This is a genomic window from Bacillus sp. AP8, from assembly GCF_000321185.1.
GTDB classification, from domain to species: Bacteria; Bacillota; Bacilli; order Bacillales; family DSM-1321; genus Bacillus_AD; species Bacillus_AD massilioanorexius.
The window spans coordinates 14,543-29,387 of sequence record NZ_CAPG01000027.1; the positions used below are offsets into that span (position 1 = coordinate 14,543).

General features: G+C 34.0%; 12 protein-coding genes. 10 read left to right on the forward strand and 2 right to left on the reverse strand.

Annotation, left to right across the window (positions count from 1 at the left end; genetic code table 11):
• Positions 1-65 precede the first annotated feature (65 nt).
• The 7 genes from BN349_RS04760 (at position 66) to BN349_RS04790 (ending at position 7,729) form a co-directional block, all read left to right on the forward strand.
• Complete coding sequence (locus tag BN349_RS04760; protein ID WP_019241132.1) at positions 66-1,160, forward strand: 4Fe-4S binding protein; 1,095 nt, start codon at positions 66-68, stop codon at positions 1,158-1,160.
• A 634-nt stretch (positions 1,161-1,794) separates the two neighbouring features.
• On the forward strand, positions 1,795-2,580 hold the full coding sequence (locus BN349_RS04765) for a polysaccharide deacetylase family protein (protein WP_019241133.1): 786 nt from the start codon (positions 1,795-1,797) through the stop codon (positions 2,578-2,580).
• A gap of 17 nt (positions 2,581-2,597) precedes the next feature.
• On the forward strand, positions 2,598-3,215 hold the full coding sequence (locus BN349_RS04770; protein ID WP_019241134.1) for a YkyA family protein: 618 nt from the start codon (positions 2,598-2,600) through the stop codon (positions 3,213-3,215).
• Between the two features lie 621 nt (positions 3,216-3,836).
• Positions 3,837-4,097: a hypothetical protein gene (locus BN349_RS04775; RefSeq protein ID WP_019241135.1), complete on the forward strand. Its 261-nt coding sequence runs from the start codon at positions 3,837-3,839 to the stop codon at positions 4,095-4,097.
• Positions 4,098-4,141: 44 nt separating this feature from the next.
• Positions 4,142-6,340: a molybdopterin-dependent oxidoreductase gene (locus BN349_RS04780; RefSeq protein WP_019241136.1), complete on the forward strand. Its 2,199-nt coding sequence runs from the start codon at positions 4,142-4,144 to the stop codon at positions 6,338-6,340.
• A gap of 13 nt (positions 6,341-6,353) precedes the next feature.
• On the forward strand, positions 6,354-6,926 hold the full coding sequence (locus BN349_RS04785; protein ID WP_019241137.1) for a 4Fe-4S dicluster domain-containing protein: 573 nt from the start codon (positions 6,354-6,356) through the stop codon (positions 6,924-6,926).
• Entirely contained in the window at positions 6,926-7,729 is an 804-nt protein-coding gene (locus tag BN349_RS04790) for a dimethyl sulfoxide reductase anchor subunit family protein (protein WP_019241138.1), read from the forward strand. Before BN349_RS04785 ends, BN349_RS04790 begins: the two co-directional genes overlap by 1 nt.
• A 388-nt stretch (positions 7,730-8,117) precedes the next feature.
• On the opposite strand, the gene BN349_RS04795 is transcribed toward BN349_RS04790, so the two are convergent.
• A complete protein-coding gene (locus BN349_RS04795; RefSeq protein WP_148335267.1) occupies positions 8,118-9,674 on the reverse strand; it encodes a PucR family transcriptional regulator in 1,557 nt (518 codons plus the stop codon).
• Positions 9,667-10,227, reverse strand: coding sequence for a 4Fe-4S dicluster domain-containing protein (locus tag BN349_RS23360; protein WP_019241140.1), 561 nt, complete (start codon positions 10,225-10,227; stop codon positions 9,667-9,669). The genes BN349_RS04795 and BN349_RS23360 overlap by 8 nt, the downstream gene beginning before the upstream one ends.
• A 388-nt stretch (positions 10,228-10,615) precedes the next feature.
• Here BN349_RS23360 and BN349_RS04805 point away from each other — a divergent pair, with 388 nt between their 5' ends.
• The 3 genes from BN349_RS04805 (at position 10,616) to BN349_RS04815 (ending at position 14,482) form a co-directional block, all read left to right on the forward strand.
• Complete coding sequence (locus BN349_RS04805) at positions 10,616-12,679, forward strand: molybdopterin-dependent oxidoreductase (RefSeq protein WP_019241141.1); 2,064 nt, start codon at positions 10,616-10,618, stop codon at positions 12,677-12,679.
• Between the two features lie 211 nt (positions 12,680-12,890).
• Positions 12,891-13,493: an undecaprenyl-diphosphatase gene (locus tag BN349_RS04810; protein WP_019241142.1), complete on the forward strand. Its 603-nt coding sequence runs from the start codon at positions 12,891-12,893 to the stop codon at positions 13,491-13,493.
• 173 nt (positions 13,494-13,666) lie between these two features.
• On the forward strand, positions 13,667-14,482 hold the full coding sequence (locus BN349_RS04815; protein ID WP_026089168.1) for a DUF368 domain-containing protein: 816 nt from the start codon (positions 13,667-13,669) through the stop codon (positions 14,480-14,482).
• Positions 14,483-14,845 lie beyond the last annotated feature (363 nt).

A 14,845-nucleotide genomic window follows, 5' to 3' on the forward strand; every position in this document is an offset into this window, starting at 1 on the left:
TACCATTGCGGACAGGGATTTTACTATAAACACAAGCCTGTTACATTTGAAGGAGGGGGATTGCGATGATTTTTGATCGAATTAAAAAAATGTCTAATGTTCTAATGAAGAAAATAGATAAAATTGAAGTAGATTCTAATAAATGCTTAAAGGTTCGTTCGGTAATAAGTAGTTGCCAAGCATGTATGGATGTATGTCCGGCAAATAGCATTCAGATTAAACAAGATTCTTTAGAGCTTGAAGATACTTGTCTAGCATGTGGGTTATGTACCGCTGTTTGTCCAACCAATGCATTAAAGTGGAACGATCCTCCTCTTATTCAATTGTATAATCAGCTAACTCGTATGTTAGAAAAAGAACAAATCGTTTATGTAGCATGCTCAACTTCATTTCAGCATAATCGAAATGTGAACGTAATGGAAGTGCCTTGTTTTGGTATGCTTCCAACTGAATTTTGGGTTAGCCTTGGAAAGTATGCTTCTTACTTACGTATTTTGCATGATTCAAATCATTGTACAACGTGTAAAATTCCTAACGGTGAAAATTTATTTATGGAACAGTTGCAAAAAGCTGAGCGTTTGCTAGAGATATCTTTTCAAATTGTATCAACCATTCATGAAGAAAGTGAAAATGATGTCGAAGAAATTGACCATAATCGTCGTCGTTTTTTATCTTCTATCTTTGAGGAAGTAAAAGAAACGAACACGATTGCCGTTAAGGAAGCATTAGAGGTTAATAAAACACTTTCACCTTTTGAAAAGTTTGATCGATATTATCAGCAGCAAAATGAAGTAGAAGCCATTGCGGATGAAGTAAATGAAATTAAAGAAACGGTGGTTCATCAATTGTTGAGTGATGCAGTAACGCACACGGACAAACGAGAACTGTTGTTAAATACATTCAAGAAATCAGATAAGTTGCAAGCAGAAATGAACTTTTTGATGCCGGAAATTAACGAAAATTGCACCCGCTGTGGAGCTTGCTCATTTCTATGCCCGACTGACGCACTCTATGCAGATGGTAAGGACATCATTTTAGCAACTAGCAAATGTGTATCATGTCAGTTGTGCGTAGAAATTTGTTACGAAAAGCATATATCTCTTGTACCGAAATCTGGTACAATTTTTAATAATAAATTTATGTATCTCTTAAAAGAGTGAAGAAAGTGCTCAAATATAGCACTTTCTGACTGTTATTAAAAGGTATTGAGAGGACTTCCTCTTAATACCTTTTTTTGCGGTTAAAGCGTTTTTTTATCTTAGAAGAATTGTTTGTTTTATAACAATATTTAGATTTGAGTTTACATATTCAGTTGACCGTAGCGGACAGTGGCGACCCCTGCGTGAAAAGCGGCTCGGGTACCGCCTAAGGAAAGTCGACGACATTTTATCTATAATACATATAGTCAAAGAAATAAGAGGTTGACTCAAAAGGTCATATTTTAGATGGAATAAAGAGGCATCTAGAAGCTTAATCATTCCAATCACATGACAAAGCGAGAGTCATCAGCTTTTATTAACAAGGTAAAACACATTAAAAATAATGTATTGTGAAGCGTGGAGGCGTCCAAAAGTAGCGGAACATCACTTTTGAGACAGCCTCTTTTTGTGATTCAAAGTTTAGTAAAATAGTAGAAATGATCTAGTTTTTTAAAAAAATTTTATTTTATAAAACAAATTAGACACGTATTACGTCTATACTATATGTATAAGGAACTTATTCGATTTATTAAAATATGAATATATTAAAATCAAATGTTGACAGAATGGTTTTAAGGAAGAGGAGTGAGACAACATGAAAAAGTTCTATCGTATCGTAATCGCTCTTGTGCTATTGAGTTTTGCGTTAGGAAGTATGGTACATTTTGCTTATGCCGATACCGGAAAAAAAGAAAATACGAAGAAGAGTGTTAAGTTATCCAGTATTAATTATGAATACAAAGCGAAACAAGCACCGGTAAAGTTTAATGGAAAAGTTCGGAAAATTGCTTACTTAACAATTGATGATGGACCGTCTCCATATAGTGCTAAGCTTATTCAAGTGCTAAATCAAAACAAGGTACCCGCCACTCATTTTTTAATTGGGAGCAATGTCAAAGCATATCCAAAATACGTAAAGCAATTTTATAATCGTGGAGACTATGTTGGTATGCATACCATGAGCCATAATTATAATAAACTGTATAAGCAAGGTCAGATTGTAAAAGAGCTTAAACAAGAGCAACAGCTGATTAAAGGTATCACTGGGAAATCGCCTCGATTATTTCGATCACCGTATGGATCGAAACCAGGTTTAACGAAGCCTTTACGTGATCAAGTTGTAAAAGCGGGTTTAAGAACTTGGGATTGGACAATTGATTCAAATGATTGGCGCTATCAAAAAAATCCTGCTAGAATCGTGGCTGAAGTTAAAAAGCAATTAAAGAGACCTGTCGAAGTGATATTAATCCATGATAAAAAAGGTACAATTGAAGCACTACCGCAGATTATTAAGACAATTAAAGACGCTGGATATGAATTTGGTGTATATGAGGAATCGAAACACTTTATGGTCAATTTTAATAAGGATAATCGCATATAAAGGGTATGGAATGGACGATGAATAAGAATAAGACATTACTAATAATACTATCTTTGTTAACTATTAGCTCTTTGGTCGGATGCTCAAATGAAGAGAAAGAATACATTGATAAACATACACAAATCGTTAGACAAGCGACAGAAATTTCAAAACAAAATGTTCTCTTTGGAGAATATCATATGGAAGAACAAGAGTTGTACGAGATTATTATATCTGAAGGTGAAGATTCGATAAATAATGTACAAAAACAAATGGAAAATGCATTAACAATTATTAATCAGAGTAAAGAATTAGTAAAAAGTGAAAATGATAGTTTGCTAGTAACAAAGACCAAATTAGACGAAAATGAACCATTGTTAAGTAAGCTTAGAAAAAGCAATAAAAAGAGCATTGCACTCAAGTTGGATCATATGTATAAAGAAAGAATGACAATATATCAAGAAGCGTTAAATCAATATGATCAATTATTAGATTGCGAAGAAAAACTATATGTAGCATTTCAAAATGGAGCAGAACTTAAGGAAGTTTCAGAGGAAGTAGATCATATTAACGAGGAAAGTCAGAAAGTAAGAAATGTTATACAACAATTTAATAAGGTTACTCAGAGGTACAATCAAATATGTGAGAAATTATAAAATTTTTGTCCTAAGGAGAATTTGTTTTCAAAGATGTAGAAGTCTCTAGTTCCTCAATGCTCTAAAAAATCCGTACAGAAGTTCAAGGAGCAACCTTCTAGTCAGATTTTTAATGTTAGTCGGAGGTCCACAGGATGGAGGTCGCGTCGGCATTGCCATAGAACGTGGCGATTTTTGCCGATTGTGGTTGCGCTTTTCTTCTAAGGGAGTAACTGAAAAGTCTTGAATAAACAAATAAGCGTAAAGCTAAGTAAAGATGTCACTGAGATGTCTTTTACTTAGCTTTTTCTTTTTTCATCAATAAGAGATAGCAGTTTAGTTGTGAGTTAATATATCGAAATGCTAATTATAGTTATTTTAATATGTACAAAATTACACTTGATAAGTGATTTTTGACTAGAAAATGACGATAATCATTATCATTTATCTGATGAAATGAAGATTTTGCATAGATTAACAATGGTTAAAAACTTGTGATATCAATGGTTTGAGGCGATTTTTGGTGGTGAGTGTAATTTTGAACACTGTACTGCTTAGAATCATGTATAGATTTACACTCTATTTATTATAATTCCTTTGTTACAATTATTTTGAAAAAGAAAGAAGGAGGAGCGGTTCTACATGAAGCGAAAGATAACGTATATGGTCTGTATAGTTGGAATTTTAGCTGCATTAACAGGTTGTTCAAATGAAAAAAATGCGATTGAATCTTCAAAGGTAAACAGTGGAGAAATTGATAAAAATTATGTAGGAGATCCTAATCCAGAATTGAAAGAAGAATATTTCCAATCTTCAGAAGAGTCAAAAATACAAGATGCTGTTAAAAAGGCTATTTCTGAGGAAGAGAGCGATCATGATAGCGGCGCACTTTCTGTTCATTAATTCAACATTGAGATTACGGACATCATTAAAGGAGGTACATATAAATGACTAAATTTTCTAGGCGTTCTTTCTTAAAAGGGTCTGCAACACTTGGAGCATTAGTAGGAATCGGTACAACAGCTTCTAGTTTTAAAAAGGTTAATCAAAATGAAGCGAAAGCAGCAGGTAAAACAAAACAAGTCTTTGGATCTTGTCCAAGAAACTGTTATGATACTTGTTCTATCGTGTCAACAGTACAGGATGGAACAATCAAGTTTATTACAGGAAACAAAAATAATACGTATACAAATGGGCGATTGTGTGTGAAAGGTTACACATATCCGAACTATGTATATTCACCTGATCGTGTAAAATATCCTATGAAGCAAAAAGGACGTGGAACAGGGAAGTGGGAACGTATTTCCTGGGATGAAGCATATGAAATGATTGCGAAAAAAATTCTTGCCATTAAAGAAAAGCATGGAAGTACTTTACCTATTGCGCTAAACAAGTACTCTGGGAACTTTAACGTATTATCATACGGTGTAGAAGGTATGATGTCTAGCTGGGGTTATACAACACGAGCAACAGGGACACCTTGTTGGCCAGCAGGGATTGATTCTCAAACTTTTGACTTTGGTACAATCGTTAACTCTGATCCAGAGATGATGGTGAAATCAAAGTATTTAATTATTTGGGGTGCGAATCCTGCTTGGACATCTGTCCACTCTATGAGCATTATTCAAAAAGCAAAAGAAAACGGTACAAAAGTTGTAGTAATCGATCCTATTATGACAGATACTGCGGCAAATGCAGATGAGTATATTGAAATTAAGGCTTCATCAGATGGAGCATTAGCTTTAGGTATGGCGAAGTATATACTAGATCATAACTTACAGGACAATGCATGGATGGAGAAGAACTCAATTGGCTATAAAGAGTTCATGAATTACGTTAAAAACAACATCACTTTAGAATGGGCTTCGAAAAAGACTGGAGTACCAGTTGATGTGATCGAACGTCTTGCACGTGAATATGCAGCAGCAAAACCAGCAGGAATTTGGATCGGTTATGGTATGCAAAGGCATACAAAGGGTGGAGCAGCTGTTCGTGCAATTGATGCGCTTGTAGCATTATCAGGTAATATCGGTGTAGTTGGTGGTGGAGCAAACTATGCACAACTTGATAGTTGGGGCTTTAATTATGCTGCACAAAGTGCTGGTACACCACCTGAAGGTAGTGGCGGAGAAGCGGATCGTGCCATCAATATTAATAATTTCCCAGCACAAGTATTGGCACTTAATAATGATCCAAATGAAATTCCAATAGAAATGCTTTGGGTAGCATGTCGTAATCCAATTGCACAAGATCCGGAAACATCCGTTTCGTATAAAGCATTCGATTCTATTGATTTTGTTGTAACAGCTGACCTATGGTTTAACGAAACGGTAGCACAATCAGATTTAGTACTTCCAATCAGTTCGATTTTTGAAACCTGGGGCTTACATGCAAGCTATTGGCATTATTGGATGAATATTAATGAACCAGCAATTGATCCATTATATGAAACAAAATGTGATGTCGAAATTGCAATGGGCATTTCCAAAAAATTAAATGAACTTGAACCTGGTTCTTGTACTTATCCAACAGATCGATCTATGGAAGAATGGGTAGCTATGGAAATGAGTGACGCATTTATTGAGAACTTCGGTTTTAAATCATGGAAGGATATTTTAGAAAAAGGAACAGCAAAAGTTAAAGGCTATGATGCAGCTTGGGCAGATGGTAAGTTTAGAACACCTTCTGGTAAATACGAGTTTCTATCAAAAAAATCTGCCTCATTCGGGCACCATGCTTTACCAGTTTATGTTGAAGAAATGGAAGTTCCAAAAAATGCTCCAATACGTTTATTATCTCCACATTGGAAGTACGGTTTACACTCTCAGTTCCAAAATTTAGAATGGATGCAATCAGTTCACAATGAGCCTTACATGGAAATTCATCCTGAATTAGCGAAGCAAAAAGGGATTAAAGATGGCCAAATGGCTAAGGTTTTCAATGATATTGGTTTTGTGGAAATTAAAGCAAAAATAACTCAAACAGTTCCAAAAGATGCCGTTGTCATCTACGAGGGATGGTATAAAGATCAGAAATTTAATGTGAACTATTTAGTTAAAGCAACTCCAGCTGATATGGGTTCATGTGCAACTGGACAAGCTGGATTGGCGTTCCACGATCAGTTCGTAAATGTTGAAAAAATGTAAGGAGGTTTAAGGGATGACGAAGAAAAAGAAAAGATTAGCGTTTAGTATTAACATGGATCGTTGTATAGGATGTAATGCTTGTACGATATCATGTAAAAGTTTTTATGATTTAGAACCAAGTATAAATCGACGCTTTGTTCGAGAAAGTGATGAAATGCTAACAGGAACAGCAAAAAGATGCTATATTTCAACTGCTTGTAATCACTGTGATGAACCAGCATGTGCTAAAGCATGTCCGACAGGAGCATATACAAAACTTGAAAATGGAATCGTAAAGCATGATCAAGAGCGTTGTATTGGCTGTCAAATGTGTGCAACAGCATGTCCTTATGAAGTTCCACAATTTGATACAGTTAAAAAGAAAATGGATAAATGTTCGATGTGTTCAGACCGTATAGATGAAGGAGAAGATACTATCTGTGTTTCATCTTGTCCAATGGAAGCTATTTCTATTATAGATTTAAATTCCATTAACGAGTCGGACTACGTTACAGATGTTGCGGGCTTTGTTGATTCAACAATTACTGGTTCATCAACAAGATTTATCTTGCCTGAAGCAAGTCATAGTGTTAGGAGGAAACAATAATGGAACATAGCATGACTCTCGTATTTTTTACATTCCTTTCACAATTAGCTATTGGCGCTTTTGTTGCATTCTTTTTTCTTGATGTTTGGAAGAAAAATGTTTCGAAGAAATCTGGTTTTATTTCTTTAGTGACAATTTTAGTTTTTTCGGTAGCTGCTGTAATCGTTTCACTATTCCATTTAGGACATCCGTTTGCAGCTTTTAGAGCATTGTTAAATATCGGGGATTCATGGTTAACAAGAGAAATTGTATTTTTCCCATTATTTATTTTATTAGTATTCATTTATGCATTTTTTGCAAAGTCAATCGGTGCGAAACGATTGATTGGATGGATCACTACATGTGTAGGAGCGATTACTATCTTTTGTACTGCAATGATTTATACAATTCCAGCTGTTCCAGCTTGGAATAATGGTACAACAATGGCAGCATTTTTTATTACTGCGTTATTAACGGGACCTGTATTCGTTCAAATATTAGTGTCGTTTCTAGAAGGTAAAGCTGTGGATTTTTCAAAGTTTACGATTGGAGCAGTGCTTTTAGCTTTATTAGTAAATGTGATTAATATCACAATAATGAAAGGTAGCTTCGCTCAAGCAGTAGAAACAGCTGATTTATTAATGGCAAGCCCTTTGTTTTGGTTAAAAATGGCTTTGTTAGTAGTTGGTTTAGCAGCTGCTGTTTATTCATTAATCAAAACAAATATTAAATCCTTAACAGTGGTTTCTGTAATGTTCATATGTTTTGCAGTGGCTGAATTTGTTGGAAGAATGCTATTCTATTCTACTGGCGTTCATTTATAAAAGTTTTTATCTAAAAGATTGTAGTGTGACTTATTCGTGAGCAACGAGTTAGGTGAGTATACAAAGATACTATGTGTTGAAAGGTTCACTGCTCCCCCAGTGGAAAGGGACGTCTTAGAGCGAAATTAAACTTAGCCTATATTCACGATCTGTTCATAGCAATATAGACAAAGAATACGAAACCGCCTTATAAAATGAAGATATTCTAGAATGAGATGGATAATAGGGTGACGGGAGAAGTTTGTGGTTAAAAAGTTGGGGATAATTGCTTTCTCAAATGAGTTTAGATAGTTAAAAATGATTCAATAAGTATGGGCTTGTCATAGGTGAATAGATCTCACTTTTGGCAAGCCTTTAATTAGTTAAGGTTTTTTATAGATTACCCATGCTATCTCATGTCCTGTGAAATTTTTAATGAGAGCATTAAATTCATTAAATCAGTATAGGAGTTTAGCTGTACATCTAAAATACTTTCAATTTTTTTTAACCGTTGACGAAGTGTATTTTGATGAATGAAAAGTGCTTGAGCTGTTTTAGAGATATCACCGTTATGATTGCAATAATAATATAACGTTTGAATAAGCTCCGTTTCGTTTTCTCGATCATGGTTCATGAGTTTTCCTAAATACTGCTTCGAAAAATCTTTTAATAAGTCATCATGGATATAGGATAACAGGCGAATGTAGCCAATATCTTGATAATGAATCAAACCATCACTACCTTGAACATAATCATGCATTTGTAAGGCTATTTTTGCCTCTTGAAAGCTCTTATGCAAATCTAGGTTTGAAACATAGGGACGACCAATGCCAATTACCGTTTTAATATCAGGGTATAATTCTGAAATTTTACATTGTGTTTGACGGAGCCACTGATTAAACTCTTCTTTTGATATCGTCTTGGATTTAAAAAAGATAATGGAAACAATTCGATGGCTTAAATAGGTTGAATAAATATTTAATCTGTCATGCGTTTCGAGTTGATTTTGAATATTGTTAATGATGTCTTTTGTAATGGCATGATTACTTTGCAAATTAATGGCTAATACAAAACCGTTTGGGGTAAAATCCATTTTCCAAATCTGTATGAGCTCATGTAATTCATTCTCCGTTTCAATATTGTTATTTAATATGTCAAAAAATAATTGATCTCGATATTTTAAATGGATAGATTGTGCACTTTCCTCTTGTTTAATCCATGTCTTTATAGCTGGAGTTACAAGTTGAAATAAACGAATGATATCAAAGTCCAGTCGATTGCGGATTTTCTCTAGAAAAAGATAGCCAATCGTATTCTCAAAAGAATCTTTAATCTTGTATGAGAAGAACTCATTTGAACCGTCGCTAATAATAGATATATCATTTTCGATTAATTGAAATTCATTTAAATGGTTTATATCATTGCTAGATAAATGAAATGATGAGAGATTGCCATATTGCTTTTTGTTATTAAAAAACATAACCTCTTGCCCTATAAATTTGCTAAGACGCTTCAAAACAGTATGAATATCGTTCATATTTAAAATCTCGAGCCAATAAGAGACCATTTCATTTGAAAGAATATGGAGTAGGTTTTGTTTTTCTAAAGATAATACTTGGTTTAACTGATTAAGTAAATAATGCTCATCTTCCTTTACAAAGAAGAGTAAGGGTTTTTGAATTTCATTTGCTAGATCAATTAAATAATAGGGTACAGATCTGTTGGTTTTTGAAAAAACAATAATTCCATTCGTTAGCTTGTTCTCAAGACTAGCTTCTATTAAGGGGAATTGTTGTTCAGTGCTTTCAATAATTAACACGCTATCTGGTTGAGATGGAATCTCATTAAAACAAACATTTGAAATAATATTTGCTTTTCCATTCCAACCAGCAAGAATGTTACCAAAAAAGAAGGGGTTACAGGTCATCAGTTGATTAAATGTTAGTGACATAGCTTTCTTACTCACTTTCTTTAGCCCAAATCTGTGTTCTATTTGCTTTTTGATATTTATATCGTGTAGATGGATTTGTAATTGTTTTCATCGTGTATTCTTTTAATGTAGCCTTATATAAATCATCACATTCATCATTTATTGACCCGATTGAAATAGCTTCAGCAATACATGCTTGCACACAAACAGGTTGTTCGCCTTTTTGTAAGCGCCCGTAGCACATATCACATTTATCAGCTTTATTTGTGCTTTTGTGAATGGTTATTGCTTGAAATGGACATGCAGATGCGCATTTACCACAGCCAACACAGTTTTGATTATCTAAAACTACAATACCATTACGCATTTTTCGAATACAATGGTGATTGCAAACGGTCATGCATGCTGGTGTTTCACAATGGTTACAAGATGTTGAAAAATGAATATGCTCTTGTTCATCCTGTTGATAAATAGTTTGGATTCTTCTTCGATTTGTTTGACTAGTTTCATGTTCATTGCTACAAGCATACGTACAAGAACGGCAATAGATGCATTTATTGACATCAATAAAAAAGGCAAGCTGTTTCATTGGAATCACCTCATTCATTATCATACAAGAAATGAGATCAGAAAGTAAGAAAAATGTGATGAAATTCACATATAAAGATGTTATGATTTTATCAGCTATGCCTAAAAGGAGAATAGTAATGTATTTTACTCAATTAGAAAGGTAAGCAGTGTTGAAGGCAATATTTTTATTATAATGTAGAACTTTTAATATAGCTGTTTTTTTTAGAGAGTTGCTTTTCAATATGTTCGGTGATTAAAATCAGAGGATAAAGAACACGGTTGATAGAAACGTAAGGTGCGAGACTTCTGTGGATGCAACCTATACCTATACTCACTTTCAAAGTTTGCGAAAACAGTCTTCGTTATAAATGACTAGCAGTAAAGATGTAAGAAAGGAGGTAAAGAGCTTGGATCAAAACTATAAAGTAACTCGACATATATGTCCGCGAAATTGTTATAGTAGCTGTGCTATGTTAGGGTATACGAAAAATGGAACGCTGATGAAGATTTCTGGAGATCAAAAACACGGTTATACAAAAGGAAAGCTTTGTCCAAAAGGTTACAATTATCTCTCCCATGTCTATCATCCAGAAAGGCTCAAATTTCCGATGAAGCAGATTAAAAGAGGAAGTGGGGAATGGATTAGAATTTCTTGGGATGAGGCAATTGAAATCATTTGTCAAAAAATGATTGAGTTATATGATCGATATCATTCAAACTTATCTTTAGCATTAAATAAATATTCAGGAAACTTTGGTGTACTTCATAATAGTGTAGAGGGATTCTTTAATAGTCTGGGACAAACGACTCGGGCTGTTGGTTCACCGTGTTGGTCTTCTGGATTAGATGCTTCCATTTATGATTTTGGCAATTATAAAAACTCTGATCCAAGTCAACTAGCACTAGCAGATACCATTATTTTATGGGGGAGTAATCCAGTTTGGACATCCATGCATTCAGTACCGTATTTATATGAAGCTAAACAAAGAGGAGCAACTATCATTACGATAGATCCGGTTTATACAGCGACAGCAAAAAAATCAGATATTTATGTGCAAATAAATCCAGGTACTGATGGTGCACTTGCTTTAGCGTTAGCAAAAGTTATTTATGATGAGAATAATCATGACGAGTCATTTCTCAATCAGAATACAAAAGGATTTCATGCATTCATTGATTATGTGAATTCTCTGGATTTGGAGCTGTTACTTCAAGAGTGTGGTCTATCTAAGGATGCTCTTCAAGTCATAGCAGCTCATATTTCAAAAGCCAAAAAAACGATTACTTGGATAGGTTTTGGTTTTCAAAGAAATATAAATGGTGGGCAAAATATACGCACTATTAATGCATTAATGGCCATGACAGGTAATGTTGGAAAACCAGGTACGGGTGTTTTATATGCACAAATGGGGAGTTGGAAATTCTCAAATAAAATAATGAATTATTATAACCAAGGTTATTCAGAGTCAGACTGTGTGAGGTCGATCAGCATGAATGACTTTGCTCAGTCGTTAAAGTTTACGAAGAATCCACCCATTAAGTTCCTTTGGATTTCTTGTCGTAACTTATTGGCGCAAAACCCTGATCAAAAGTTGTTGAAAAAACAATTGCAGGAATTGGAGTTAATTGTGACAGTTGATCAATTTTTAACTCCATCTGCTGAGCTTTCTGATATTGTACTACCCACTACTACCAACTTTGAAGAATGGGATATCGTACCTAGTTATTGGCATCATTGGATTGGGATTAACGAGCCTGCTATTTCACCTTTTTATGAAAGTAAAAGTGATTTAGATATTTCGTGTTTACTATCAAAAAGGCTAAATGAATTACGACCTGGATTCTCAAGTTTTCCTTATGATAAGTCTACGGAAGACTTCATAACAGAACAATTTACAGACGATATTTATAAGCGATTAGGTATTTCTAGCTGGAAAGAGCTATTACAAGGGCCACGATTGTTAGACTTTCCGAAGATTGCATGGGATAAATGGCAATTTGAAACACCATCCGGAAAATTTGAATTTTATTCAGAAAAAGCGTTAAACAATGGGAAGCCTCCTATCGCCATGTACCCATTAAGTCATGAAAAAGTAAAGAAGGATCAATTTTTACTTCTTTCTAATCACGGACAATTTAATTTAAATTCTCAATTTAAAAACTTGAACTTTTTACAAGAGAAAAGTAAAGAACCCATTGTGTATATACATCCTATTAGTGCAGAGAAAAAAGGAATAAGGAATGATTCACGAGTTGTTATTTATAATCGTAATGGTGAGTTAAAATTGAAATGTTTATTTTCACAGGAAATACATCCTTCCATTTTACTCGTTCAAGCGGATCATTTATTAGTTAATGAATTAATTTCGTATACACCTACGGATATGGGAGAGATGTCCTCTTGTTTTGAAGGAATGGCTTTTAATAGTACCTATGTGAAAATAGCATCACTTGACACATTTTCTTTATAAGAAAGTGTGTTTTCTTTGTATGGAAGAAGTGATAATTAAGTATTTTTGATAAGCTTTTACGGTTGTTAGTTAATTTTCAGAAAATGGTTTCGTCTTATTCGGTGAAATTCTTTACGTTCTTTTCTTTCAGAAATGAAAGATTAAAGTAAGGTATATAAATGTTATTTTTTATAAATATTTCGTATAATCTCATAGAGGAAGGGGGGAGAAAATGAATATACCATATAATGCAGATTTATTTAGGCTAATCAATGATTTAGGAAAAGATAACACGTTCTTAAATCCCCTTTTTATATTCTTAGCAGAGTATATGATTTATTTTTTAGCATTTGCACTCCTTGTCTTTTGGTTTACGAGAACGAGACAAAATAGACTTATGGTAGGAAGTGCAGTCTTTTCTTTTGCGCTAGCTGAGCTGATTGGTAAAAGCTTGGGTCACTTTTATTCAAATTATCAGCCTTTTGTCGAGTTGTCGAACGTTAGTAAGCTTATTGAAAAGGATATAGGTAATTCATTTCCTAGTGACCATACTATGGTCTTCTTCGCTATATGTTTCACGTTCTTTTTGTTTAATAAAAGATTTAGAAGCCTATGGTTATTTTTAGCTATTTTTGTAGCAATTTCACGTATGTGGGTAGGTGTTCATTATCCGGCGGATGTTCTAACAGGAGCAGCAGTTGCTATTGTTTCATCTTTTATTTGCTACAAGCTCATTCCTAAAAGTCGTGTTGTTAAAGTACTTCTAGACTTTTATGAAAAATGTGAGAGTGCTGTTTTGCCTAATAAACAAAAGGGAAAAGAGAGCCAATTATAATAGCCATTTTAGAAGAAATGAAATCAAAAACACACTTTTAGGAAAAGTGTGTTTTTGCATGTGAATAAGGATGAACCATAAGATGAGTTCTTGTTTTACAGGGTAAAAAAATGTAGAATGTGAATGAGTACACAAAAGTGCTTATTCTTATAAAGAAGGGTATGACAGTTATATTGGAATGGAGAAACATTTATCGTGGCATCTTAATGGGAGTTAGCGATTTAATTCCCGGCGTTAGTGGTGGTACGATTGCCTTTATTTTAGGCATATATGATCGATTATTAAATGCGATAAGTGGATTTTTTAGTCGCGATTGGAAGAAACATATTGGATTCTTATTGCCATTGGGTTTAGGGATTGGTATTTCCTTATTATTATTAAGTCGAGTGATTGATTACTTATTAGAAAAACATTATGAGCCAACGCAATTCTTTTTTCTAGGTTTAATTATTGGTGTGTTACCCTTAGTTTCTGTACAAGCCAATGTTAAAAAACATTTTACCGGGAAGCATATCACACTTTTATTGGTAGTAGCTGCTTTGCTAGCTTCTTTAGCGTTTATTAAACCTAATGAAACGCAACCTATTACAAGTTTAACATGGGCATCAACAATTGGCTTGTTTTTTGCTGGTTGGTTAGGTAGTATGGCGATGCTACTACCTGGAATAAGCGGTTCTTTTATTCTGCTTATACTAGGTGTATATTCGACAGCCATATCAGCACTATCAAATTTAAATTTACCCATCATTTTAACTATTGGTGCGGGTGTAATTGTTGGTTTTATAGTCAGTAGCAAAGCCATTAGCTATGTGCTTCAGCATTATCCATATATAACTTATGCTGTAATCATAGGCTTGATTGTCGGATCAATCTTTGTAGTATTTCCAGGAATTCCGAATAGTATAATGACAATGATTATAAGCGTGATTACTTTTATATTAGGTCTTGCTGTCACATTTATGTTTAGTAAAATGAATAATAAAGGCTAATTATGTAATAAAAATTTAGTATATAAGAAGGGCTGTCTTTTAAGATAGCTCTTCTTTTTTGGGGTAAGTATGTTTTGGAAAGATATGATCGATATTGAGATATAAATGAGCGGATTGAAAGAAGAATGATTGATAACGAGCAACATATGAGAGATAACCAAGCTACTAATGATCGAATGAAGAGAATTTCCTAGTGATAACATAGTAATTCAAGTATGATAGATTATACTTGATGAAATGATTTATTAATGCACTAATATTGAGGTTGTTTTCTAAAAGATTGTTGTTTCTAAACAAGTACAGTGAATAAACAATGCATAAAAAGGTTGATTGGAACCCTAGGTGGAAGATTCTTATGGGAGC

Coding starts and splice junctions, on each gene's coding strand:
- BN349_RS04760 (WP_019241132.1), top strand. CDS start 66: ATGATTTTTGATCGAATTAAAAAAATGTCTAATGTTCTAATGAAGAAA.
- BN349_RS04765 (WP_019241133.1), top strand. CDS start 1,795: ATGAAAAAGTTCTATCGTATCGTAATCGCTCTTGTGCTATTGAGTTTT.
- BN349_RS04770 (WP_019241134.1), top strand. CDS start 2,598: ATGAATAAGAATAAGACATTACTAATAATACTATCTTTGTTAACTATT.
- BN349_RS04775 (WP_019241135.1), top strand. CDS start 3,837: ATGAAGCGAAAGATAACGTATATGGTCTGTATAGTTGGAATTTTAGCT.
- BN349_RS04780 (WP_019241136.1), top strand. CDS start 4,142: ATGACTAAATTTTCTAGGCGTTCTTTCTTAAAAGGGTCTGCAACACTT.
- BN349_RS04785 (WP_019241137.1), top strand. CDS start 6,354: ATGACGAAGAAAAAGAAAAGATTAGCGTTTAGTATTAACATGGATCGT.
- BN349_RS04790 (WP_019241138.1), top strand. CDS start 6,926: ATGGAACATAGCATGACTCTCGTATTTTTTACATTCCTTTCACAATTA.
- BN349_RS23360 (WP_019241140.1), bottom strand. CDS start 10,227: ATGAAACAGCTTGCCTTTTTTATTGATGTCAATAAATGCATCTATTGC.
- BN349_RS04810 (WP_019241142.1), top strand. CDS start 12,891: ATGAATATACCATATAATGCAGATTTATTTAGGCTAATCAATGATTTA.